A 26,568-nucleotide genomic window follows, 5' to 3' on the forward strand; every position below is an offset into this window, starting at 1 on the left:
ATATACTTATCCGCCCAGTTCATTAACCTCCCGGGTGATCTCCCCGCCGCCCTGCGCTTTCCACTCCTGAACGAACTGGTCAAAAGCCTCCAGCGGCGCTCCCCCAAGGATAATCTTCAGAAAGGTCTCGTCCTCCAGCCGCTGCAGCTTCAGCCATCGGCTCTCCATCAGCGGGGTCTGGGTATAGATGGTGCTGAATACCCCCTTAATCTCATTGTCGACCAGCGGTGAACCTCCCACCATCAGCGAGTACGCCCTGACCCACATGGCCCGGTTATTGTCCGGTGCCCAATGCCCGATATCATACTGATCATGCGGCTCAAGCTTCACAGACCTGATTCCCCGGATATCGGACTGCAGCATTTTATATTCCGGCTTATCCAGAAAGTCCTTGGCTGTTCGGGTACCCGCGAGGATCTGCCGCAGCGCCCTGACTTCATATTCCGTCTCATCTGTCGGTGCATAGGTTAGCCTCAGCGGATATTCGGTCGGCCCTCTTTCCGTAGTGAAGGTTCCCTGGCTCTCGCCAAGCACCAGGTTGTTAATGATTAGCATTGCAGCTTCAGGATACTCATAGCCTTTGCGGACGACGACGAACTGGCTAGTCGCTGTGCTCATATGCGGGCGGTAATCGCCGCTCTTGTCCAGCGGAAGCGCATAAGCCTGCCAGTTGGCCTCCGGGTCCTGCCTGACTGCATCGTCTATAGGCGCGTACGGTGCCCACCATGGCGCGAAGAACATCCCCGTCTTTCCGGCGGCAACCGATTCAGCAGGACTCTCAAGCACCCCCATCTCCGAATCAATGAGGCCGGACAGATACATCTCTCTTAATTTCCCCAGTGCCTCCTTCGTTTCCGGCTGGACTGACCCGTATTCCGCCTGGCCGTTCCTGTCCAGCCAATAGCCCGGATAAGCATTGTACGCTGAAAAAATACCGTCAAACCCATACAAATTGTTAGTGGAATGAAGGAAGCTCGCATACAGTCTGCCCGTTGCGCTTGGCCCGGCCAGCCCAATCGTATCCTGCTTGCCGTTACCGTCCGGGTCCTGATCCACAAAGGCACGGGCAACCGCTTCAAGCGCCTCCACCGTCTGCGGCGGCTCCAGCTGCAGCTTATCCAGCCAGTCCTTGCGGAGCCATAAGAGATGAATGCCGTCAGCGTGCAGCTGTACATTCGGAAGGGCAAGGATTTTACCGTCAAAGGTTACCCTGTCCAGCGCTTCTCCGCCTGTGCTGTCCACAATGCCTTTAATAACCGGGGAAGCATAGGTATTATAGACCTCCGTCAGATCTGCCAACTGGTCAGCCTCCACCATTTCTTTGAGTTCTACAGAGCCGACGACCATCGCATCCGGCAGATCGCCGCTGGCGATGGCAAGGCTTACCTTCTGGTTATAATTTGAGGGTGACGCTTTAAAGGAATAATCGACGATGATATTCAGGTTGTTCCTGATATTGCGGGTGTATTGATTATCAACCAGGGTTTCGCCCTCCAGCAGAGATCTGGTGGATTCAACCGTTATTCCGATCTTGATGGGAACAGGCTGCTCATATTTGCCGGACGGACCGGGAAGCAGCCGGGAATGCCGGCTTGTATCACTACTTGAGCCTCCGTTCCTGCTGCATGCGCTTACAAACAACAGCATAAGCATCATAGTAATTATCCCTTGTCTGTTCTTCATCTTACCTTCCCTTCTCTCAGTGGAAGCACCCTGTAATCTGAGTATATAGGATAGTATCGGGCATCGTTACCCAATACGGCTTTCAGTTTGGGTAGAGAAATGGGGACAAACGCGCTGAACCAGCAGTCATTTCTCCCCCTGATTATCGGACATTTGTCCACCACTTTGTACAGACTGCCGGTACTCGCTCGGAAGCATACCTGCTTTTTCATAGAATACACGGCTGAAATATTTCTGGTCCGCATATCCCGTATGCTCGGAGATCCATTGGATGTTTTTTTGCGTATACTGCAGATATTCCTTGGCCTTGCCGATGCGGATCGAACGCAAATATTCATTAAAGGTCATTCCGACCATATCCTTGAAGCACTGGCTGAAGTAGCTGCGGCTCATATTCACTCTTTTGGCCAGCTCCGAAGCGGTGACGGGCTCCGCCAGCTCCTCATGCATAGCCTGTACCGCCCGCGCAATGCACTCCTTGACCTCCTCCGAGTACTGGGGCTTGCCGATGGCAGCGGCCAGTGATTCCCTCGCAGCAATCAGCCACCCCTCCACTTCGAACCAGGCACCGAAGGCTTCCGGCAGCTCTATTTGCCGGCCTGTCACCGAAGCATAGATCCGGTTCCAGCCAAGCAGTAAGGAATTCAGAAAAGCAGTCAGCCGCGCAGGCGGCAGAGCCGCTCCTTTCAGCTGCTCCAGAAACTGGTCAAACTCAGATGGCTTATGAACCCAGCCCAGCGACAGTCCAGCAGTTCTCAGTTCAGCCAGCATATCCCCATTAACCGGCAGCACAGACGGATCTGCGGTTGTCCGGCTTGTGTCTTCCGCAGGGTGCCGGCCGGGAACTGCATTATAAAAGCTGTTATTTCCACGCTCCGCCTCACTGGCCGCTGAAGGAGCCGGCCCGTTCCTTTTCCCCTCCAGCACCCTGTCCCTGATTCTGCCCATCACCTCATCGTAGCTGTCGGTCTCCAGCTCCACCTTGGCGATATAATCAATAGCCCCCAGCCGCAGACAATCCTGAATATATTCAAAATCCTGGTGGAGCGTGAGTACTACGATGGATATATAAGGGTATTGCCTGCGGACCGCCCGCATCAGCTCCATCCCGGACATGACCGGCATTGCCAGATCAGTAAGCAGGAGATCGACCTCCTGCACAGCCAGAAATTCCAGCGCCTTCTCTCCGTGCTTCGCCTCCCCCGCCACTTCCATGCCATACTCTGCCCAGGGCAGCATTGATCTCAAGCCCTTGCGCACCAGATTATCGTCATCTACAATCAACACCTTAATCATTAGGCAGCACCTCCCGGCCCGGTATTTTCAGAAAAACAGTTGTACCGCAGCCCAGCTCGCTGTGAATTTCCAGACTTGCCTGTATGCCGTACTGATTCTCAAGCATTCTTTTGACATAGCTCATGCCGATGCCCATTCCCGCCTTCTGCTGTTCAATCTGCTGCTGATGGAGCAGCCTTCCTATCTCCTCCTGCGAAATGCCTGCACCGTTATCATAGACCGAGATAATAATCTGCCCGCCGTCCTTCCTCACCTCAACCTGGATGTATCCCTCATCATGAAGCCCGTGGTACAGGGAATTCTCCAACACCGGCTGCAAAATAAACCGCGGAATTGCGTTGTCCAGCACTTCATCATCAACATGCATCCGCACATCAAAGTTGAAGTCATAACGGACCTGCTGAAGCGTCAGATACTGCCTGATGGAGTCGATCTCTTCACGGATTGTGGAGACCTGTCCTCTTTTGCCCAGATTATAATACAGCAGCTTGTTGAGTGAGACGACCAGCCTGTCGATATCCTTTTGACCGTTCATCACCGCCAGCCAGTGGACCGTATCCAGCGTATTCATCAAAAAATGCGGATTGATCTGGTACAGCAGCTTCTCCACCTCCAGGTCTGCCCGCCCCTTCTCCTTGATCTCCACCTCCCGGATCAGCCCGGCTATCTGATTCTTCATATTCTGCAGCTGCTTAAGCAGGAAATCGAATTCGGGAAGCTTGATGCGCGGAACCTCGGCAAGCGCCGTATTGCGCTGCGTAATAGACTTGATCTGATGATTGAACTGCTGCAGCGGCACATAGACCATTTTCCAGAGAAACCAGGCAATCAGCAGACTCACAGCCAGAAACAGCAGGAACAGATAGGTCATCTGAATAACCCAGCGGTTCTTCTCCTGGTTATATTCGTTCATGGGAATCAGAGAGACGACGCTCCAGCCCTGATTGCTCGTGCTCTCAAACCAGTAATAGCCGTTCTGCAGGCCTGACCCTAAGCTGCTCCCGCCATCCTCAAAATAATCATCCACCGCAAAATGTGCAGGCACATCACTGAAAGCAATCCGCTTATCATTATCGAGAATCAGGTAATAGGAGGAATCCTCCAGATTATTCTCAAAGATCGAGGGGGTCATCTTGAAGCCCGACTCCACGTACACATACATATCATCCGGATTACCGGGCAAATCCACCTTGCGCAGCGCCGAGACAACATATTCATCATTGAACCGCTCATTGCTGATATGCGGACCGAAGTAGGAAATCCGGAAATACTCAGCCAGCAGCGGCAGCCGTCCGGGTTCATAATTCTCCTTAACGTTGGTAGTGTTGAACATATAGCCTTCACTGTCTGCAGAGTAATACATCATCAGGCCAATCGTAGGGTTGGTAAAAGAAATCAGGTTAAGCTCTGTATTAATCTCCTCTGTCAGCACAGCCCGCTCAAACTGCTTGTCAGAGGTGAGCAGCTCATCTACCTTTTTGCCGACGCTTCCCTGGAGCGCAAGCTGCTGGCTAACATGATTGAGGTTGCTGATCGTCCGTTCCAGCGATAATTCGGCCTGCTTCAGATTACTGCGTACACCGTTCTCCAGATTCCCCGACAGAATCGAAGACATTGTATGATAGGACAGCAGCACCACACAGATAAAGGGAACCAGGGTACTGCTTGCAAAAATAAACATGATTCTTTTTTTCAGTGTTGCCTGTTGAAAATAATTCATGATGAACCTGTACATTCCCCGCACCGGCATCCCCCTTAAGCCAAAGTTACCTGCCTCCATTATCGCACCTGTCCTGCGGGCAATTACAGAGTATTCATGTAAGCGGAACCATAAGTTGATGTTGAATTCGCATTCATGTTGATTCAGCATATACAGCACACCAAAAACTCCCTTTCATCTGCCTGCTAACAGCAAATAAAAGAGAGTATGCTTTCTGTCCGTTTACAGCTTCTGCACATATTTGATCCAAAGCCCGCCAGGGTCTACTGCGATTGCGTAGGCATCGGCAGCATGATCCGCTACGTAGTCTGTTCTCGGGATAGGTGGTATATCTTCATCGCCTAATTCTAATCTGTGTCCAAAGGTAACATGCTTCTCCAGGGTCACTCTGCCGCAGACCCACGCCTTACATTCATACTGCTGATGAATTTCCTCATACTTTTTGCTAAAAAAAGAGCATGTAGCTGCGGTATAGAATGGTTACAAGACCGAGCATTACGGATAATATGCCTACCCAATTAACATAGGGTGTACCCAGCTGGGAGATAAAGACTCCGCCCGCAGCTGCACCTACAGTCGTTCCGACATTACACGCAGAAATAAATAATCCATTAGAAAAGTCAGGGGCGTCAGGGGCAGCCGACATAATCAGATATTGATTCAGATTAGCCATAATTCCAACAGCAGCTGTATAACCATAAACATTTGTTAAAACAACTCGTGTCTATTATTATAGAATTAAAATGTACAGATTCAATGGTTAAAAGCAGGCAATCTGTTGATATCTCAACACATCAGCTTGAATTGTCAATTAACTGAGAAGGTTTGGTGGAAATCGTATGGCAAAAGTGGACCGGAGGATTGTTAAAACACAAGAGGCTTTAAAAAAAGCGGTTCTTGAGCTAATGGGCGAAAAAAGCTTTGATGAAATTACCATCCAGGATATCGCTGACAGGGCCAACCTGAACCGGGGCACCATCTATCTTCACTATCAGGATAAATATGATCTTCTGGATAAACTGATAGAATCCCATATGGATGAATTAAGCGAGATGGATGAATGGGCATGCAGACTGGATTGGAGCAACGGGCTCATACCTTTTTTTGAATACTTTGAGAAAAACTACTTATTCTTCTCGACCATGCTGGCAAGCAAAGGCGCCCCTACCTTCAGAGCCCGGCTGCTTGAATATGTAATGAAGGGCTTTAATGATGAAATCGACAGGGACAGCGGAAAAAATGCGGAGCTAAATGAAGCTGTTATGCTGCAATATACAGGCACCGCTTATGTGGGAATTATTGAGTGGTGGATTATTAACGGGATGCCGCATCCCCCTCAGGTCATGGCGAAGCAGGTTGGCACTCTTTTGGAAAGAAGTCTTTAATAGTATAAAAAGGTAGTAAAAAAAGATCTACGCAAAAAGCGCCTCCACAAGGGAGGCGCTCCATAAAGAATAATGTAGCTACAGCTTATTCATAATCCTGTACACAATAACCGCAGCTTCTGCTCTGGTCGCATTGGCATGCGGATTGAGCCTGCTTCCGCTGCCGCTGACGATCCCCTCCTTCACCATCGCAGCCACATCCTCCACCGCATAAGCTGCAAGCTTGGCCCGGTCGCTAAACTTAAGGATATCGTCAGCGCTGCCCGCTTGTATTGACGCCCCGCTGAGCGAAAGGGCTCTGCTGCCGAGAACCATCAGCTCCTGGCGGGAGATCGGCGTATCCGGCTTGAAGAGGTTATTGCCCGCTCCGTCTGTAATCCCCCGCTCCCTGGCCATTCCCAATGCTTCATAGTAGTATTTCGCAGGACTAACATCGCTGAAGTTATCACTGAAGCTGGCTGTAAGTCCCAGGCCCCTTACCAGAATAACCAGGAAATCCGCCCGGGTGATGTCCGCTTCGGGGGCAAAGGACGTATCCGAAATCCCGTTAATTACCCCTTTGGAGGCCAGTGCTTCTATGGATTGCTGCGCCCATGTATATTTAGCGGCATCAGCAAAAGTCTTGGATGCATAGGAAACGGCAAACTTGCTGAAATGCGTAGTACTAAAGGTTACCCTCCCTGCCGCCGCATCATATCTGGTATTAGGTATCTTGGCTGTCTTCCCCGCCGGATCAATATACCAGACTACGATATGTTCACTGCCGTTAAGTTCGTCCTGCTTAGGTGTGTATGGAACAGATACTTTAACCGGTGCATTTTTGCTGCTCCATTCAATGGCTGCGCCGTCAACCTTCGCAGTCAGCTCGATGACGGGTTTACCGCTGGCGCTTTCTCTCAGCGACGGGTCATTTATTGCCGCCGCATCCGCTAAGCCGATAACCACGGAAACAGTGGAGTTTCCTGCTGTAAGCGCAGTTTCGAACATATTTCCGGACAGCTCAGCAGTTCCAACCGGAGTAACCAGCCGGATCACCTGCTTCAGATCTCCTGCAAACAGGCTGGCCGGCAGCACCGGCTCATACGCCTTGGCTCCTTCTGCCTGCGTTACAATAATCTCCACCGTTCTGATTCCTCTAGCATCCGCTGCCGCCTTGGACAAGGCTGTGCTGACGGCTGCTGCAGAGACCTCTGCCTTCGCGACAGCCGTTCCCGGATCAAGCACCGCAGTCAGCGTGATGGCAGAGCTGTCTGCCGAAAGCGATGGCTTCGGTGTCGCTGCTGCGCCGGGTTGCCCCCCTGGTACAGGTGGCGCTGTCGCAGCAGGCGAGGCGGTCGGCGCCGGTGTTGATGTTGGTGTTGGAGTCGGTGTTGCTGCCGTTCCGCCGACCTTTACCACCAGCTCCACGGTTTGCAGGCTTCCGTTCACATTACCGGTAACCGTGAATTGGCCGGCTGTACCGGTATCCGGCACTCCGGACCATTTCACCCCTACCTCCCGGTTAGCCCCGCTGTCGAATACAGCAATCACGGAGCCGGGCAGTACAAGCTTGCCGCCTTTGGCAACTGTAATAGCCTGCAAAGGCCTGAAGCCGGTTATCGTCTCGGTATGCTCAACCGTGAAAGCCTGCAGCTCTGCCTTCCCGCTGCCGGCCGAGCTCACGGAGCCGCAATATTCTCCCTTTGGAAGCACGGTCTGAAAGGTGTGCTGTCCGTTTTTCAGCTCAGCCTGATTCATATAGGCGATGGACCCGGTCTGCTTTTGCATAATCAAAACCGTTACTGTGTCCTGCTCATTGGCTGTACTGGTAACCTTGATTGCTGCTGTATTATGATCTACCTCCAGGCTGGCTGTTAAGGCTGCGTCTGCAGATACACCGGCACTGCCGAATGGAAGCACCAGTAATGAGAATATGATCCATGCTATGCATGCTCTGAAGATCCTCTTGTTCATAAGCCTCCTCCTAACTGCATGGACTTCTCGTTGGAAATGAGCTGCCCTTCTTGCACATTGTTGACCACATAAGCCTTAATCTGCAGCCCTGTCAGCTGCAGGGGAGTGCTGAAGATGGCTTTTACAGTCTTGGTCCCGTTCACCCCAAAGGCTGACTTCACATAAGACGAGGAGAGAATATTGCCCTCTGCGTCACACAGCTGGATAACAATGACTCCCTCCGGGGCAGCAATGGAATTCCGTTCAACGGTAACTGCGGCTGCTGCGGTCAGCCCCGGAGCCAGCTCCGTTGCCTGATTGCCCAGGGCATCTGTAAGCTTAACATCCGTTACCGTAAAGGAGCTGCTGAGCTGCACTTTCGAGAATTTAGCCGTGTTGTAATATTTATCCCCTATTGCAGGCTGGGTCCCGTCGACGGCAAATCCGATATAAGCCTCCTTATCCATAGCAAAGGTATCCCTGAACAGCTCGTTCCAATGCTCACCGTCATAGGAGGTAAAAGCAACAATGGTATCCCCTACACGCTCCAGCTTCAGCCAGATCGGCAACGTGTTATCGGTTAAGCTCGGCAAATAATCCTGCGGATAATCGGCACTGTTCAGTGTGCGGATAGTCTCCCCTTTGTTCATCCGCGATGAGAAGTAGGTGGCATAGAACGTATCATCCTTATCGCCGTTGCCCAGCTCATCCCGGTCTGCCTTCACAATGGAGGTGCTGATCACCGCTGCAGCTGCGTCCGGCTCCAGGCTGTCCCGGATCATCAGGCCCGAAATAGCGTTGTTGTCCAGCAGGGCAATGGAATCCAGTCTGGCGGTTAAGGAAGCATTGCCGCTGACCGGCTGGTATACATAATGGAAGCTGTCGCTGCGGCCGGTGATTTTTCCGGACCCTTTCACAGTCAGCGTACCGGAGCCGTCCAGGCTTCCGCTGCCCTTCACCGGCGTATTGCCGATATCCGCGGAAGTCCAGCCCGTAGTCACCTCGGGACCGTTGACATGCACCGGCAGGGAGGTGGACTGGGCCACATTTCCCTTCGTATCGTAGGCACGCGCCGAGATAAAATAAGTGCCGTCCTTCACATTGTCCAGAGTAAAGCTGTACGGGGCCTTTTTTACTTCCCCCAGCAGCACATCATTGCTGTAAAATTGCACCTTGGCAATGCCGTCCTTGTCTGCAGCCTCTGCATCCATCCGGATGGCTCCGCCCTCGGCAAACAAAGCGTTATACACAGGTGATTTCAGCTTGACCACAGGATTGTCTGCAGTATGGGCCATATCGGCCAGACTGTTCAGATAATTCTCCAGATTGCTGTACCCGTTCGGACTGATCGTTTTGCCGTCCGCTTTGTCCAGCTTATTCAGGCCATTAGCCTCTTCCCAGGCATCCGGCATGCCGTCATGATCGCTGTCCAGCGGAGCCTCAGCGGATCGTAATTCCGGGTAACCGCCCACCTCATATTCCCGGTTGATCGTCCGGCCGGTTCCGTCTATTACATCCTGCACGGCCCTGGCGTCTGCGGCATCTCTTCTTGGCAGCACCGCACCAGCCATGTCCAGCACATCCTGGTACGCCTGCCCGGCATCCGTGATCTTTACGGTTGTATAGCTGTCATTCTGAAACGGGGCGTTGGAGAGAACCGTAGCCGGGATTGCATTCTGAATCCCCTTGCTGTTGTCCGCGCTGATCTCCGGGCTGCCGTACATGTAATTCCCGTCCACAAAAAACTCACCGTCACCGGGATTGATGATTCTGCCTTTTACGGACTGGAGGGTAGAGGGCCCCGGCTTGTAGTAGTTATTAATGACATTGGACTGCAGTGTGGTTAAGCCGCCATAGGTGTTGTTAAAGCCCCAGTTGTAAATCACATTGTTAGACATCGTGATATTACCGGGCGTATTGCCGTTTCCGATTCTCGGCATTCTGCTGGTATGGCTGGTAAGCAGATTGTGGTGGAAGGTTGTCGCATTCCCGCCCCAGATCCCGCCGTACCCGTGTTTTCCTTTTACATGCCCGGATAAAGTAAGGCTTTCGCTGATGATGCTCCACTGCACGGTCAGATTGTTATTCTCATAAAAGGATAATCCTTCGTCCGTCGACCAGCCGGCTGAGACATGATCAATCATCACATAATTTGAGCCCCGGCCGCCCAGGGCATCCGGCTCACTGGAGATGTTGGCCGAACCGGGTCTGAATCTTAAATACCGGATAATAATATTGGTTGCACTGCTGATATCGGTGTTAAAGCCGGCAATGCAAATCCCGTCTCCCGGAGCGGTCTGTCCGGCAACCGTAATGTTCTTTCTGTTGGTGAAGCCGAGCGGGCTTGCCAGCTGAATCGTCCCGGACACCCGGAATACGACCATTCGGTTATCTCCGCTGATCGCCTCTCTCAAGGACCCCGGCCCGGAATCATTCAGATTGGTTACTTCATAGACGTCATAGCCCCGGCCGCCGCTGGCATACATTCCCCCGCCCTCAGCCCCCGGAAACGCCGGTATAGCCGCCGGCGCCTGGGCAGCATGAGCAGGCACGGCATCCGCCAGGAATGAAGCGCCCAGCAGCGCACATAACGCAGTTGAGATCATCCTTTTCTTCATGGTTCATCCTCCTGCAGATTAATTGGATTGTAACTCGGCCGTTTCAGACAGAGGCTGCATGTCAGTCATGTTGTCCCAGACAAAGGCTTTTAGCGTATAGCCGCTCACATCATCAGGAAGCCTCAGCCGGGCGTAGAGGGTATCTGTCTCACCGCTGTACAGGGTCTCAGCCGCACTGATGAATTTGATCAGGTTGTTATGTTCGTCATACAGTCCGGCAAACAGCAGGACATCTTTGGTGGCAGCGATATAGTTCTCTGCTTCTGCCTGTATCCAGATTTCCCGGCCTGCTTCGAGTACAGTAACGGCTTGCCCCTCAGCATCATAGAAGCCAATACTGCCCGCTCTATACGTGTAAGTGACGGCATAATTAATAACAGTTTCATTGCCGTACGTATCAGTGGCCTTGATTTCAATTTCATTTCGTCCCGGCACCAGAATCAGCTTCGCACTGAACGTATCCCCTTTGTGTAAAAGTAAATGCTCTTCCGTCCCGTTCAGCTTTTCAGGAATCCCGTTATTTCTGATGGTCAGGATGCTCTCCTTATCCACGGTCCCGCTTAGCGGCAGCAGGGCACTGAACACCCCGGCGGCCGGCTCAGCCGAAGTCATCGTAACAACCGGAGGCAAATCCGCTGAAGCGTCAGGCGATACACTTACCACCTGTGACGGCACGCTTTCCCCGCTGGCATTCTTTGCAGTGACGGCAAAATAGTAGGTTCTGTCATTATCCAGCCCTGTAACGAAAGCTTCATATACGGAGCCTCCGACGGTCAGCGCTTCTGTAAACGGCCCTTCCGGGCTTATGCTTTGTTGTACCGTATAGGAAGCGGCTGTATTTAACGCATCCCAGGTAATCCGGGCGCCCGCATTATAAGGCTTGGCCTGGACATTCTTCGGCGCGACCGGCTTGCCGGCATTGGCATCGAACAGCACCGTTCCATCAGCCATCACAATTCTGACATCCTCGAATACAGCCGTAAGGGAAGAAGCTGCATTGGCGGCATTCACCATCAGCCCCGCATACAGCTCCTTGGGATTCCCGTTCTCATCCAGGCCCAGCTGGCTGGCGGTTGCTGTACTGATCGCAAGCGTCTCCGAGGCAACCGGATTAGCCGGGATCGGCAGGGTGCTGACGATGGACAGGATTTTGTCGCCGGTTTTGGTGATCTGCAGGTAGGCTGTTCCCTTCACGGGCATTACCGAATTGGAGCCGTTGGAGGAGCCGCTGTACCGGAACATTTTTCGTCCGCCTGTAGCGGTAGCTGCCTGTGTGTAATGGTAGCTGTTCGGGTCCAGGCTCTCTCTGAGCGTTAAGCTCATCGCCCCCAGCTGGCCTTCACTGTAGACCGCTTTGGCGCTGATCGTATAGTCACCCTTGACCTTGACTGCCTTCATATAAAACTGATCCAGTCCGGTGGCATTCTTATTGATTCCCGTTCCTGAACCGGTCAGCGTGAACAGGTTGGTATCTCCATCAAAGCTTGATGAGCCCGGTGTGCCGGGACTGCCGATGTCATAGCCGGTGAAATCCTCCGGTTTAATAACCGTGCCGGGTGCAGCTCCGGCTTCCGGGGTTACTGCAGCTTCATTGGAATCCGGGCCTTCCCCGTGCTCATTGGAAGCGGAGACAACAAAATGATAGGCGGTTCCGTTGGTTAACTCCGAGTACGTATAAGAGGTAACCGTTGCCGGGCTAACCGTATGCAGCAGGTCATATCCGTCACTGCCGGCAGACCTGCCTTTGACGGTATAGTAGGTAGCACCTGTTACTGTTGACCAGGAGATCGTGGCATTCCCGTCGCCGGGTTCAGCCGTTATGACCGGTGCAGCAGGCAGTCCCTGCTCGGCGGTAGTAATCTCTACAGCATTACTTTCCGCCGTATTTCCGGCAGTGTTGACGGCATTGACCTTAAAGGTGTAGCTCGTCAGCGCAGCCAGATTATCCGCCGTATAAGTAGCTTCAGTTGTTGTGGCGACCTTCTCTCCATCCTGATATACCTCATATAGGATGGAGCCGATGCTGCTGAGTGCGCCCTGCCAGCTGATTATGGACCGGGATTCGCTGACGGAGTCAGCCTGCAGCACAGGCGGTGTCAAGGTACCCGGCTCATAGTAATGAGGCACCCAGTCCGCGCCGAAGTATCGGGTCACATCGACCACAGCCGATGCGGCGCTAAGCACCTTCCCTTTTCTGGCTGAAGTGTCTACCGGCATACCGTTATAGGTCGTGTTGTATTCATAGAAATCTGCCTTTTCCGGAACGGAGCCGCTCATGCCGGCCCAGCCCTCCGGATAGATGATGGAGCTGTTCTCCAGTCTGGTATCCAGAAAGGTCACCTTGGCATCCTGTCCCCACGGTCTCCCGAAATCCCCGGATGCCTTGTAGTTATTAGCAGAGCTGCCAGTGACTATGCTGTCCCTGAACAGATAGCCGTGAAAGGACGGATCAGCTGCGGAAGAAGGCTTGGCTGCTGTAATATGGCCTCCCGAATCCTGGTCGCTGTAGCCTGTGAAGTTAAGCGTGCTGTTATCGAATACAACGTTGCCCGAGCCGAAAATATAGTCGGTGTTCCCTTCTATGAAGCTGTCCTTGTAATACTGGCGGGTGTTGCCCGTGAACAGCGTATCCTGGTTGGACAAAAAGGAGCATTTATAGAATTCAGCCTGATCGGCTTCGACCGCGATGGCAGCCGCCCGTTCCGTTGCCCCTCTCGATCTGGCATCCAGGGAAGCTGTTCTTGGAGTCAGATTGGTAGGCGTGTTAATCGTTGTGACCTCAACTCCGTCCTCCAGCTCCTCCTCAGTAATGTACTTGTTAAAAGAATTCTCAAACACGATGTTCTCTGCCCGGAAGCCGGTGGCAGCACCTGTAACAAACACGGTGGCTCCCCATTTGAAGCTGCCCGGATTGCCCTTCAGGTATTTATCAAAAGCCCGGTCCTCATTGTACAGCCCATCCGGGCCTGCGCTGTAATAATCGTAGCCAACCCCGTAGTACCACGTGATTTTAACCTCCTTACCCGGATCGGCATTGACGAGGCTGATGTAAGGAGTGGCGATTTTCAGCTGAGCCCGGTAAGTGCCGGGGGCAATATGGATCGTAATCCGCTCAGCCTCGCTGGAAGGATTCATTCTCGCGGCTGCTGCCAGTGCCTCCTTGACCGAGCTGAAATTATACTCTTTGGCGCTGTCGCCCACATACAGATCCTGAACCAGCGGAAGAGCAGCCGGAGCCTTGGAGGTTGAGAATTTGAGCTCCTTTACCGCGCCGCTTCCCTTAATAACGGTGTGTCCTGCAGTTGTGTAGGCAGGGTCAGAGCAAACTGCGGTCACTGCATAGGCGCCATCCCTCAGCTTGACTGAGTAACCGCCGCTCGTAACGTTTCCGGTATAGCTGTACCCGTCATTTAGATTCGTAAATTTGAGACTGCTGACGGTGACCCCGGACGGCAATCCGGTAAAAGCACCCGTTGCGTTATAAACCGGTGCCTTCGCAACCGTGACGGGCCGCACGTTATCCTTGCTGATGTTAACGTCCGCTTCGCCTGTAAGCACGTAATCATTCACGCCGGAAAGGGTAAGGGTATAACGTTCTCCGGCACGGAGATCTGCCGAGTAAGTCAGCGCTGCAGTATCCAGTACAGCTTCTACAACCGGAGCAAGACTTCCCTGGGGCGGAACCAGGGTAACCTTCAGACTGTTCAGGCTGTAGCCTGACTCAAATCCGCTAAGGGTACCGCTGAGCTTCGCCATGGAGGTTTTTACCACATTTAAATGGACATTCTTAATGCCGCTGCCCAGATCAGCAAGCGTAACGGCTACGCTCTTGGAGGTATCCGAAATGGCATACTCAGAGCTGACGCCACGGAGAACGGCGGTGTACGTGTAGCCTGCTGTAAGAGCAGCCGTGTAAGTGCCGTCAGCAGCAAGCTCAGCCGGCAGCAGCTCCCCGGTGGACTGATTCTGAAAAACAATGGAATGACCGGAAAGCGCATGCCCATTCAGGCCCAGCGTACCGGATACTGTGACACCCGGTGTTCTGGTAATGCGGGCCACATTGGGTTTATAGCTCCCTGACTCCGAATAAAACAGCTGCAGGGTTCCCGAGGCCAGTGCATGATATTCAAGGATCTGCCCCGCTGAAGTAAACGGGTCGGTGCTGCTGGTCACCACTTCACCGGTAGTGCTGCTGGTCAGGGCAAAATTAACGGTAGCCGGCCCGGACCCGTTGGTAACAAACCCGTAAACTGTTATTTTGTCTCCGGCTTTCACATTCTCCAGCCGGATGTATTTGGCTGAAGCATCCCCGTTGCCGGCAGAATAGACAGAGCCCTTGCTGACATAGCCGTCGCTGAAGGTCTTGGTGGTAGGCTTGCCGTAGGATAATGCGCCGTTCACTTCACCGTCGTAATAATACAGCCTGTGGTAACCGCCCCCGGCTGGGGTCATTACCGTTAAGCCGCCGAACGCGGTATTCTCCCTGAACCAGCCGGCCCCGATAAAGGAGCCTAAACCATTTAGTGTATCCACTGTAATGTGATTGATATAGGAATCTCCCGCTGCCTGTACGCCTCCGAAGTCCCATACCTCGACCTGGCCGCCCTGTGCATTGCCCTCCGCCTCTGCGGAGGCAGGCTGCAGGCCAAACACAGCCGTTACCAGCATCACAAGCACCATGAGCTGGCTCATGGCTTTTTTCATCTGCTTGTACATGTGTGTCCTCCTTGTTTCAAAATTGATAAACCGGTGCTCATATAAGCGATTTCATGCTTACTCTAAAAAACCGCCTTACTTCCTTTCCAGGTTCATAAGACGGTTCTACTCCAGCCGGCAAATCTTATTTGTTTTTCAGATAAGCTTCCTTATACTCTTCCATCAGGCTGCTGCCGCCGGCCTGCTTCCATTTCTCAATTTCGGCGTTCCAGCCCGCTTCATCAATTTTGCCCATGATATACTTGGTTTCCGCGTCCGTGATCATCTGCTCAAGCTCGCTTCCGCGTTCTGTATAGGTAGTCGAGATCAGCGTAAGGGCCGGATTGGACACGACATATTGTTCGTTGTCTGATACGATTTTATTGTTCTTCTGGAACAGCTCTGTCTGCTTCATCGGCTTATCCATATTATAGGACTCTCCGCGCTGAAGCAGCGTGTCCCGGTAAGGCTTCACTTCCTTGGCATCCGCATCCTTATCCAGCGGAAGGGTAAAATCCCCTTCTACTGAATAATGTGTCCCTTCGATCCCTTTATTGATCAGATTGACCATTTCCTTGTCGAGCAGCTGATCGAGGAACGTCATCACCCGTTTCATTTCCGCTTCATCCTGAACGGAGGACTTCGGCAATGCTAATATTCCGGCATTTCCGCTCTCGGCAGGAACCCGGATTCCGCCAGGCCCTTCCAGTGCAGCCGCATCCATAACGGCGGTAGGCACAACCTTCACGAGATTGGTCTGCATGGACTGGGCATTGCCCCCGGAGATGCGCAGCGCTACCCGGCCGGCTTCATATGCCTTATCGATGGTCTGAGCATCGGTCACAGCAAAATCCTGATTGATCAGCTTCTCGGCATACAGCCGTCTGAATAAATCCAGCGTATCGTTAAATACATCTGTCATGAACTCAGGAGTGAAGTTTCCCTGCTCATCGGCCTCCCATTTATTCGGGCCGCCCTGCATAACAGAGAATCGGGTTAAGGTCGAAGCCACACCCTGATTGTAGTTCTTATCCAGCATGATTCCGTAGGTATCCTTCTTCCCGTTCTTGTCCGGGTCATTCTCCGCTACAGCCTTCAGCACGTTATACCACTCGTCCAGCGTCTTTGGAACCTTCTGTCCGGATTCATCGAACCAGTCCTTGCGGTACTGCAGAACAGCGCGGCCTACACTGCGGAATACCGGCAGTCCGTACAGCTTTCCGTCAACTTTAATATTGTTATAGTAAGTCTCAGGCTGGGCAGCAAGATTCGGATAATCCTTCAGATACGGCCCAATCTCCCAGAACACATCAGCCTGCATGGCACTGATAATGGTTGGAACATAGCTGACCTTCAGGATCTTGGGAAGCTCTCCTGAGGCAATCATAACGTTAATTTTTTCGTCATAGCCCGAATTCGGAATCCACTGGAAGCTGAGCTTGGTATTTGTATATTTCTCAATAGCCTGCTCCATCGGATTTCCCTTGGCAGGCGCCTCAGCGGCCTGGTGTACGGCAATGGACAGCTCCAGCGGTGAAGTGTCCTCCACAGCAGGTGCATTACTGTTACCCTTAGCCGCATCCGTTTTGCCGCCTGCCGCATTCTGTCCATTATTGCTGCCGCATGCCGACAATACAGATGTGGCCAGTAACGCGCCTCCCATTAGTAACGCCATTCTTTTCTTCATTAACCTAACCCCTCCGGTTGTAGAAATTTCTATGGTAAGCCTGTAACGCCCGTTTATCAGGAGCTACAGCATTCATAGCCTGTTCATTGCCTTGCAAGCATCTTTAGCCCTCTTAGCCCTTAACCGATCCGAGCATTACCCCTTTGGCAAAATGCTTCTGGAGGAACGGATAGACCAGCAGAATAGGAACGGTAGCAAACACGATTACGGCCATCCGTATCGTCAGCGGCTGAATCTCTATGTTGTCAATCGAGGTGTCACCAATGCTGCCCTGCGCTAAAATAACGATCTGGCGGAGCAGTACCTGAATCGGATACAGCCGGCTGTCGTTGATATACAGAATGGCGCTGAAGAACTGGTTCCAGTGACCGACCGCATAAAAGAGGCCAAAGGTAGCCATCGCCGGCATCGAGAGCGGCAGCACAATCCGGAACAGCACGCCTACATCGGTGCAGCCGTCGATCCGTGCCGAGTCCTCCAGGCCGTCAGGAATCTGCTGAAAGAAATTTTTAAGCACAATCAGGTTAAAGGCGCTGATCGCATTCGGGATCATCAGCGACCACAGGCTGTTCGTCAGCCCCATCGCCTTGACTACGAAGTATGTAGGAATCATGCCCCCGCCGAACAGCATGGTGAACAGTACAGCAAGCAGAATGAACTGGCGGCCTCTGAGTGTTGCTTTTGCCAGCGGATAGGCCATAAGTGAAGTGAACAGCAGATTGATGAAAGTCCCCACTACCGTAATGTAGATGGACACCAGCATGCTGCGGAACAGCGTATCCGTTGAGAAAATATACCGGTACGAGGCCAGCGACCATTCCTTCGGCCACAGGATTAACCCGCCCCTCGCGACTTCTGCCGGACTGGTAAAGGAAACCGCCAGCACATATACAAAGGGCAGCACACAGACCAGCGCGATCAGAATTAACAGCGTGTAATTGATAATGTCAAAAATCCGGTTACCGATGGTTTTATCTTGAAGCATAGTAGAATACTCCTCCTCCGTTCCTTGTTCATGCAGCGGGTTCAGTAGACCCCTTCTTCTCCGAATTTTTTGGCGAGCCAGTTCGACCCTAATACCAGCACCAGCCCTACTGCCGATTTGAACAATCCGACCGCCGCACTGTAGCTGTACTGGGCCTGGGTCATCCCTTTGGTATACACGTAGGTATCGAATACTTCCCCCACCTCGCGGTTGGTCGGCGTAATCATCAGGAAGATATGCTCAAACCCGGAATCCAGGAAGTTGCCCAGCCGCAGAATAAACAGGATGATGATTGTGCTGCGTATCGCTGGCAGTGTAATATGCCACAGCTGGCGCCAGCGGCTGGCCCCGTCAATCCGTGCTGCTTCATACTGCTGCAGATCGACACCGGCCAGGGCAGCCAGGAATATGACCGTTCCCCAGCCGATTTCCTTCCAGATCGATTGGGTGATAATCATCGTCCGGAACCATTCCGCTTCCAGCAGGAAGGCTATTTTTTCGCCGGTAATCCGATACAGAAGCTCATTCAGGACCCCATTCTCCGTTGTTAGCAGAATATAGAAGATCCCGACAACCACGACCCATGAGACAAAGTGCGGAATATAGATCAGGGTCTGCACGAAATTTTTGAACTTGGCTCTCCTTACCTCATTAAGCATAAGGGAGAGGATAATCGGCATCGGGAAAAAGAATACCAGATTGTAGACTGCCAGAATAACCGTATTGCGGAACAGCATGCCGAACTGCGGCTCCGAGAAAAACCGTTCAAAATGCTTGAGGCCCACCCAAGGGCTGCCCAGAAAACCGGTGTACGGCTTATAATCCATAAAAGCCATCGATACCCCGTACATCGGGACGTACTTAAAGATAATGAAATAGATGACACCGGGCAGCAGCATCAGATACAGCCACTTGTCCCGGATAATATCCCGCAGCAGGGTACCCGCCTTGCCCCTGGGGGCTTTAATGCCGGGCGTCCCTGCAGAAGTTGAGACATTCTGCTTCACCTTTTGTAACCTCCTTATGGTCCTGTTTGGTTTCTGGCCCCATCTTATTTCAGATTGCCTTGACCGGCTATAAGGCTGGGGCAACCTGTTCATTGCTGTAGCTGTCCGGCCGCTGCCCATAAGGCTTTCCGGAGATTCCGCAGCCTGCTATAGCCTTCATATATCCTTTACCGTTGACTCCAGATAACCATGGTTATAGCGTGATATAAACAAAAAAAAACGGGCGAGATCCGTGATCTCAACCCGCCGGTTATTCCGCCGCCCTGCTGCTGTAGGCCTGCTCATATTCAAGACACATTTGAGTGCCGCCTGCCGCCTGCCACTTGGCCAGCTCCGCCCGCCAGCCCTCCTCATCGATCATGCCCATAATGAATTTGGTCTGGGCATCCAGAATAATGGTCTCCAGTTCCTTGCCTCTTTCTCTATAGGTGTCCGACTCCAGTGTCAGGGCCGGATTGTCTACGGTATATTCCCGGTTCATTTTGCCGATCTGCTGATTCTTCTGGTACAGCTCAGGCTGACGGACCGGCTTAATCGAACGCTGATACTCTGCCAGATTGGGCAGCAGATCCCGGTACGGCTTCACCTCTCTCAGATCCAGCGTGCGGTCCGTAATCTCGGCATAATCTCCCTGGTCAGACCAATGCCGGTCTTCAATTCCTCTTGTAATGACGGTCTGCATCGGAGGCTCAAACAGCTTGTCGAGAAATTCGAGGATCTGCCTGACCTCCTCCAGTGTTTTTACAGAATCCTTGGGAACTGCGAAGAACCCGGCATTGCCCGGCTCACCCGGCAGACGGATGCCTGCCGGTCCGGCAAGAAAGGCTACATCCACTTTGGCGTCCGGCACTGTCTTAATTAATTTATCCATCCAGCTCTGGACGTTCCCTCCGGAGATCTGAATACCCGCACGGCCTGAATCATAGATTCTGGAGGCTTCATTATTATCGATAACTACAAAATCAGAATTGATCAGCTTCTCCGCGTAGAGCCTTCTGAATAATTGCATCGTTTCATAAAAGGTACCGGTCAGGAATTCGGGGGTAAACTTGCCGTTCTCCACCAGCCACTTGTTCGGCCCGCCCTGGGAGACGGAAATCCGGGTCAGCATCGAGCTGACATCCTGATTGAATCTTTTATCCAGCACCATGCCGTACGTATCCTGCTTCCCGTTCCCGTCAGGGTCCTCCAGGGTCATCGCGCGCACGACAGTATACCAGTCCTCCAGCGTAACCGGCACCTTCAGGCCCAGCTTATCGAACCAGTCCTTGCGGTACTGGATGGTCGCCCGGCCGAGATCACGGACAATGGGGATGCCATAGATCCGCCCTTCCACCGAGATATTGCTGTAGTACTCGCTGTCCAGTACTGATAAATGAGGGTAATCCTTCAGCAGCGGCCCGAGCTCCCAGAATTGGCCGGCTTTGATCGTGCTGATATAGTCCGGTGTATAGCCCAGCTTAACCAGCTTGGGGAGCTCGCCGGCAGCAATCATCAGCCTCAGCTTATCGTCATAAGCAGACATCGGAATCCAGTCAATCTGCAGCTCGGTGCCCGTATAAGCTTCAATTGCCTGCTCTACTACATTATTGTTGGGCGGCAGCTCACCGATCAGGGTGGCACCTATGGACAGACGAAAGGGAGCCGGGCCGGCGGATTGCCTGGAGCTTCCGTCCACAGGCCCGCAGCCGGCAAGAAGAGCCGGCAGCATCAGGATAGCTACACCACGGCAGAGATTTATTTTCATTCCTGGACTCCATTCATCATATTCTCCCGGTATTGGCCCGGGGTAATCTGATAGGTTTTCTTGTAGCTGCGGATAAACGAGCTGATATTTTTGTATTTTATTTTCTCGCTGATTTCCGCTATCCTCATATCCGTCGTCTCCAGCATCTCCTTGGCCATCTTCATCCGGTAGTCTGTCAGGTAATCGCTGAACGAGACTCCAATCTCCCGCTTGAAAATACGGCTTAAGTACACCGGATGATAGCTCAGCAGCTTCGAGTACATTTCCAGTGTAATATCCTGATCGTACTGCTCATGAATCAGACTCACCAGCCTGTCGGCAATTTTCACGTACTGGATTCTGGAGCTGTCTGACAGCAGCCTGATTAGAGGCCTGAACAATCTGGATTCAAACCAGTGAATGATCTCCTCCCGGGTCTGCAGCTGAAAAATGGTTCTCAGGCTGCTCTCCCCCTCCAGCACCTGCTTGACCGGAATTCCCTGCTCCTGGGCGATCCGCAGGATGCCGGAGGCCAGCTGCAGCAGCATGGTCTGATGCTCATACAGCGGGCGGTCCTTATGGACGAGGGTGTCCAGATACTGGCCCAGCAGCTCAGAAGCGCTGTCCGGCTGCATCTCCTTGATGGCGTAGATCACCCGGTCCTCGAGAATTTTCAGATGGGAGTATTCATAATGACTGTCTGCTGCATGGTTCCCGGTATCCCCGTAATGAATAATAATTTCCGGTCCCAGACTGATCCGTGCCTTCAGGGCATTCAGGCTTTCTGCATAGGCGTAGACGGTATCAGTAAGCTGGACATACGGATTGCTGATTCCGATGCTCACCTTAATCTGCAGCACCTTCTCGGCATTTAGCTTAATACACTCTGCAGCCTCATACAGAATCTTTCTAACCGCCTCCCTGTCTTCCTTATCCGTAGCAATCAGCGTAACCTGAGAACCGTTCAGCGTAATCGGCGGAAAACGGAGCGAGGCAGGCAGCACCTCCTGGGCAATATTGCTGACCGCATAGAGCAGCAGCTCACGGTCCTCCTCCCGGCAGCGGGTCTCCTGCAGATTATCAATCTGCAGGGCAAGCACCCCGAGGCTCTTCCAGCCTTCAGGAAAGCCGTATTTGTCTGAGCGGAATAAATAGTCGTTTTCGCTGATCTGGCCGGTGAGCAGCTTTAATACGAAATATTCCTTCAGATGGCTGGTCTGGCCCGTTATCTGCTTCTCCAGCAGATCCCGTGATCCGGCAAGGGACTGAAAGCTCGACTTGATGTATTCAAGATCATCCCGGCTGCGCGGGGTACGCTGGTCTGAATCGGAATCCCCGTAGGTCCGCGCCACCTTCAGCAGATTACGGATAGGCAGATACATTCTGCGGCTTCCATACAGAGCTATAGTAACAACAAACAGCAGGATAGTCAGGCATACCAGAATTGTGAATCCGGCTATTTTTTGCGTATCCCTTTTGATCTCCCCGATATCCACCACCGAGATATAGGTCCAGCTGTTATAGCCTGAGGAACGGTACATGACAGCCGCTTCTTTTCCGTCCAGCTTCGTATTCAGTATTCCTGTCGGCCGTTCCGCATCAGCGTTAAGCCGGTCAAGCACCCCGCTGTTAATCTCTTTGTATCTGGCCTTATCCGGTCCGGCTGCCAGAATATCGGTCCCCGTCCGGTCCAGAATATAATTCCGGCTGGATACATTGGAGGATAGCTGCATGACATCCTGGATTTCCGATAGAACAATGCTAACGACCAGCAGCCCCTGAGGTTCATTGGTCCGCGGCAGAATAGGGATTTTATGCACTAATGTAATCGTTTCCACAGGTTCGTATAAATCATCGGTACCGGAAGCCGAGACCCCCGTATACCAGAAGATGCTTTTGGGCTGTCTGGCATTCTCCAGAAAATCCTCGTAGTTCTCCAGCTGATCCAGCGGCTTCATTACATTCAGGTTAAGCGCCCAGTTCTGCTCCAGGCTGACCAGATACGCCTGTGTAATAATGGCATCACTTGACTGCAGGTTATACAGCTCCTTGGTTAGCTGGCGGACGGCTTCAAAGTTGTTTGAAGATAACGGGCTGCTTATGGACTCCCTGACAAGAGAGGAGTTGGCAAACTGTGTGGCTGATTTCTCTGTGGTTCTGAGAATCTGCTCGACACGCATCTGCGTCTGATCCAGCCACTGCATATTCATTTCCTTGACCTTCGTCTCCATATCCCTTGAAGCTGTAGAATAGGAGGCAAAGCCGATAATGATCGTAGGCAGAATGCCCAGCACCAGACTATATGCAAGCAGCTTCAGCAAGTATTTGCTCAACTCTATTCCTCCTGACATCCATTCTGTAGAGCAGATCATAATCCCCAGGCAACCTTTATCATCCCAGCTAATGGTATTTCACACAATATACTTCAGATAACCTCTTTGACATTTTACTGATTTTCCCTGTATCCCACAAGCAGTCACTAATTTATCAACAGAATCTGAGCCGGGAGGTAAATGCTGCTTTTTAAGCTTTTTATGCGCACAAATAAAGAATAAGTTATGATATGGGCAAGAATCGCCGGGAGGGAACCTATGCGCAATCCATTTCACAATGTAGGCTTGTTCAGACAACTGGTCTACTTGATCGGAGTAACGTTTATTATCGTACTGGTATCGTTCGCTGTGTCTAATAAAATTGCGGAGCGTACAGTAGAGAAGCAGGTCGCAGACTCAGCTGACAAAATCGTGCTCCAGGTAGAGGAGACGCTGGCCAACTTTTTCAAGGATATGGACGGAATCTCTTACTCTCTGCTTTACAGCACCGTCCTGCAAAACTACTTAAGCAGCGACGATCCGCTCACGAAGATTCTGATGAACCCGGAGATCATTGCCGAGTTCTCCAGCACACTGGCCCTGAAGGAAGAGGTAATGGGCATCCAGCTCTACGACCGGGAAGGGGAGCTCGCCACCAGTATCGGCAAACCTTTTGCTCCAGTGCAGCAAAGATCAGCAGATGAAATTAAATATGAGCTGGGCTCCTCTGACCAGGCCGGCAGAACCTTCTATACCATTTCAGTACCGGTGTACAATTTGCAGAATAACCGTGTACTTAAGGACTACCGCGGTATGTGCGTATTTTATATGGACGTCAAAAATTTCACCTCGGTCTTAGGCAAATCGAAGCTGACCGAGCATTCGCGCCTGTTCCTGACCGATGACCGGGACCGTATCATAACCGGCTCCGACGGGCCTGATCCCCGCATGCTTGCGGATGTTGATCAGCATAGCTCCGGCAAAACCTATATTGTGCTGAGCAGGACACTGGCCAACGGCTGGAACATTGTCAGTGATATCCCCCGTGCCGAGCTTCTGTCCGAGCTGGATCTGGTCAAACGGCTGAATGTTGTTGCTTATGCCGTGATTTCACTGGTGTTTCTGCTGTTTCTGCTGCTGTTCTATTTCCAGCTGCTGCGCCCCGTACGCGCCCTCTTGGATTTCGTAAACTCGTATGCTCGCAGGGGAGGACAAGCCCGGTTCCATAACAGCTACCATAATGAGATTGGCGTGCTGGGCACAAGCATCAATCATATGCTGGATTCGATTGTACAGCTGGGCAATGACGTGCAGAATGCGCAGCGGAGAATGTACGAATCCGAGCTGGACCGCAAACAGATGGAGATCACCGCTTACCGGAATCAGATTAATCCCCATTTTTTGTACAATACACTGGAAAGTATCCGGGCTTTATCCCTTTATCACAAGGTAGGTGACATTGCTGAAATTACCTCCTCCTTATCGAGGCTGTTCCGGTATTCCGTTAAAGGGGATAACTTTGTTACGGTCCGTGAAGAGATTGCACATATGCAGGAATATGCCCGTATTATAGACTTTCGTTTCAGAGGTAAAATCACGATCCGCTTTGAGGTGGAAGAGTCCTTAACCGAGGTGAGGACACTGAAGCTGCTGCTTCAGCCATTGGTTGAGAACGCTGTCTTCCATGGGCTGGAGCGTAAAATCGGACCCGGCACGGTTACCGTTACGCTGCATAGCGTTCATTCAGACTTCATCCGGGCTGTCGTCGCAGATGACGGGATCGGATTCCGTGAGGACAAGCTGGAACAGCTCCAGGCTTTTTTGCTGCACGCTGAGCTTACAGGCGACCATCGTACAGAACTGCTGGGCTCCGGGATCGGCCTCGCTAACAGCTTCCGCCGGCTTAAGCTGTTTTACGGCGGACAGGCAGCGCTTAAGATTGAGGCCGGCCCTGTTCAAGGTACAATTGTTACGCTGGATTTTCCCATTCATATTCCTTTAGATGAGACGGAGGCCGACTAACATGAGAAAAGTATTAATCGTCGATGACGAGCCTTGGGTTGCCTATGGCATATCCCAGCTGATTGACTGGGAGCGTCTCGGCTTCAGGATTATCGGTGAAGCCTATGACGGAGCCAGTGCATGGCAGCAGGTGATGCAGGAACAGCCTGAGCTGGTTATTTCCGATATCCGCATGCCCGGACTGGATGGCCTTGAACTGCTTGAAAATATTAAAAGGAGCGGACTTCCCACTCAGGTTGTGCTGATCAGCGGATATGCGGATTTCAGCTATGCCCAGCAGGCAATCCGCCACGGTGCTTTTGATTATCTGCTCAAACAGGTGGAGCAGGACCAGTTGGAGGATGCGGCTAAACGGGTAGGAGAATTTCTGGATTCCAGGGAGCAGTCCGACAGCAGTCTGGATCTTTTTCTGGATGACCTGTTCGAGCTGCTTGATCCGGATAACAGTGTGAGCATTGCAAGCTTCATTGAAAGCAGGCGGATACCGGCCAGCTTCCCTCACTTCCGCTTCATCAATTGCCTGTTCCCGGAGATCTCCCCGGACTGGCCGACCCTAACCAGTCCTGCAGACGCGGGACAGCTTCATGAGCTCCGTATGCGTACCGGACAGAATAAGCTGTCCATTCTTATCAATTATGACGAGGATAACCATCCGCTTGATTTACTGACTTACATTTCAGAGCATCTGCAAGCTGCGGAATGGAACGGCATCAGCAGCCTGGGCCTGCTTGACTCCCCGCTTTCCCGCCTTCATCAGGAAGCTGACATTGCTCTATACAGCTCGGCCTTTTACCGGGCAGAGAATGTGCTGCGCTACAAGCCTGTTCTGCCCCCTGCTGAACTGCGTAAAATGCTGCTTAGACTGGAAGTGTCTATTAAGGAACAAAGCCAGGATGATATCACCTCGGATATCTCGCTTATAGCTTCCATATGCCGGACTCATTTGCTGCCGGCCGATCAGGTCGCTTTTGCCTACAATCAGATTGTCAGCCTGTATTACAAGTACTATGAATCTTCCTGGAACTCCGGTCCGGAGCTGTTAACCTATGAAACGATCGCCCGTCAGCACTGCACCTCTGAAGAGCTCTTCGCCCGCCTTGGGGCCAGCTTTGAAAATGCAGCCGGTGAACCGGCTGTTAGCCCGAGCGGGCTTGCCAAGCGGGTGCTGGATTATATTGATGACAGCTTTACCCAAGATCTGCTGCTAAGCGAGGTAGCCCGCAACTTCCGCCTCAGCACCGGCTATGCAAGTGCACTCGTCAAAAGGGAAACAGGCACTACGTATTCGGACTATGTGGCTGCCAAACGTCTGCAGTTGGCCCGTCAGCTGCTCGCAGACCCGGAGCTGTCGATCCATGAGATCGTGCAGCGGATCGGCTATAAGGATTATTTCCATTTCAACAAGCTGTTTAAAAAACACTTCGGTGTAACGCCAAGCAAATACCGCAAACTGTGAAAGCGGATTCAAACCGTGAACAAAACACCAAAACAGCAAACTCC

General features: G+C 52.2%; 15 protein-coding genes. 3 read left to right on the forward strand and 12 right to left on the reverse strand.

Annotation, left to right across the window (positions count from 1 at the left end; genetic code table 11):
* Positions 1 to 6: 6 nt before the first annotated feature.
* The 4 genes from BN3772_RS11230 to BN3772_RS11245 form a co-directional block, all read right to left on the reverse strand.
* Positions 7 to 1,683, reverse strand: a complete 1,677-nt coding sequence (locus BN3772_RS11230) for an extracellular solute-binding protein (protein WP_042199478.1) — start codon at positions 1,681 to 1,683, stop codon at positions 7 to 9.
* Positions 1,684 to 1,809: 126 nt separating this feature from the next.
* On the reverse strand, positions 1,810 to 2,979 hold the full coding sequence (locus BN3772_RS11235) for a response regulator transcription factor (RefSeq protein WP_042199479.1): 1,170 nt from the start codon (positions 2,977 to 2,979) through the stop codon (positions 1,810 to 1,812).
* A complete protein-coding gene (locus tag BN3772_RS11240; RefSeq protein ID WP_244444720.1) occupies positions 2,972 to 4,849 on the reverse strand; it encodes a sensor histidine kinase in 1,878 nt (625 codons plus the stop codon). The genes BN3772_RS11235 and BN3772_RS11240 overlap by 8 nt, the downstream gene beginning before the upstream one ends.
* A 295-nt stretch (positions 4,850 to 5,144) precedes the next feature.
* The gene (locus BN3772_RS11245) at positions 5,145 to 5,372 is read right to left on the reverse strand and encodes an MFS transporter (RefSeq protein WP_042199480.1); all 228 of its coding nucleotides are present in this window, start codon (positions 5,370 to 5,372) and stop codon (positions 5,145 to 5,147) included.
* Positions 5,373 to 5,538: 166 nt separating this feature from the next.
* On the opposite strand from BN3772_RS11245, the gene BN3772_RS11250 reads away from it, so the two are divergent.
* Positions 5,539 to 6,084 (forward strand): TetR/AcrR family transcriptional regulator, encoded by a 546-nt coding sequence (locus tag BN3772_RS11250; protein WP_042199481.1) that lies wholly within the window; start codon positions 5,539 to 5,541, stop codon positions 6,082 to 6,084.
* A gap of 78 nt (positions 6,085 to 6,162) precedes the next feature.
* Here BN3772_RS11250 and BN3772_RS11255 read toward each other — a convergent pair whose 3' ends face one another.
* From BN3772_RS11255 to BN3772_RS11290, 8 genes are all read right to left on the reverse strand, one after another.
* Positions 6,163 to 8,037, reverse strand: a complete 1,875-nt coding sequence (locus BN3772_RS11255; protein ID WP_052380459.1) for an S-layer homology domain-containing protein — start codon at positions 8,035 to 8,037, stop codon at positions 6,163 to 6,165.
* Positions 8,034 to 10,634 (reverse strand): Ig-like domain-containing protein, encoded by a 2,601-nt coding sequence (locus BN3772_RS11260; RefSeq protein WP_086074519.1) that lies wholly within the window; start codon positions 10,632 to 10,634, stop codon positions 8,034 to 8,036. The genes BN3772_RS11255 and BN3772_RS11260 overlap by 4 nt, the downstream gene beginning before the upstream one ends.
* Positions 10,635 to 10,652: 18 nt before the next feature.
* Positions 10,653 to 15,350: a pectinesterase family protein gene (locus tag BN3772_RS11265; RefSeq protein ID WP_052380460.1), complete on the reverse strand. Its 4,698-nt coding sequence runs from the start codon at positions 15,348 to 15,350 to the stop codon at positions 10,653 to 10,655.
* Positions 15,351 to 15,474: 124 nt separating this feature from the next.
* Entirely contained in the window at positions 15,475 to 17,016 is a 1,542-nt protein-coding gene (locus tag BN3772_RS11270) for an extracellular solute-binding protein (protein WP_042199482.1), read from the reverse strand.
* A gap of 112 nt (positions 17,017 to 17,128) precedes the next feature.
* Entirely contained in the window at positions 17,129 to 18,001 is an 873-nt protein-coding gene (locus BN3772_RS11275; protein ID WP_042199483.1) for a carbohydrate ABC transporter permease, read from the reverse strand.
* A gap of 41 nt (positions 18,002 to 18,042) precedes the next feature.
* Positions 18,043 to 19,008, reverse strand: coding sequence for an ABC transporter permease (locus BN3772_RS11280; protein ID WP_425280433.1), 966 nt, complete (start codon positions 19,006 to 19,008; stop codon positions 18,043 to 18,045).
* A 250-nt stretch (positions 19,009 to 19,258) separates the two neighbouring features.
* Positions 19,259 to 20,755, reverse strand: a complete 1,497-nt coding sequence (locus BN3772_RS11285; protein WP_042199485.1) for an extracellular solute-binding protein — start codon at positions 20,753 to 20,755, stop codon at positions 19,259 to 19,261.
* Positions 20,752 to 23,067, reverse strand: a complete 2,316-nt coding sequence (locus BN3772_RS11290; RefSeq protein WP_086074520.1) for an AraC family transcriptional regulator — start codon at positions 23,065 to 23,067, stop codon at positions 20,752 to 20,754. The genes BN3772_RS11285 and BN3772_RS11290 overlap by 4 nt, the downstream gene beginning before the upstream one ends.
* Positions 23,068 to 23,325: 258 nt before the next feature.
* Between BN3772_RS11290 and BN3772_RS11295 the strand changes: the two genes are divergently transcribed.
* Positions 23,326 to 25,068 (forward strand): sensor histidine kinase, encoded by a 1,743-nt coding sequence (locus BN3772_RS11295; protein WP_042199486.1) that lies wholly within the window; start codon positions 23,326 to 23,328, stop codon positions 25,066 to 25,068.
* Position 25,069: 1 nt separating this feature from the next.
* Positions 25,070 to 26,524 (forward strand): response regulator transcription factor, encoded by a 1,455-nt coding sequence (locus BN3772_RS11300; protein ID WP_042199487.1) that lies wholly within the window; start codon positions 25,070 to 25,072, stop codon positions 26,522 to 26,524.
* Positions 26,525 to 26,568: the final 44 nt, after the last annotated feature.

It is taken from the genome of Paenibacillus camerounensis, assembly GCF_000723885.1.
Taxonomy (GTDB): Bacteria; Bacillota; Bacilli; order Paenibacillales; family Paenibacillaceae; genus Paenibacillus_AQ; species Paenibacillus_AQ camerounensis.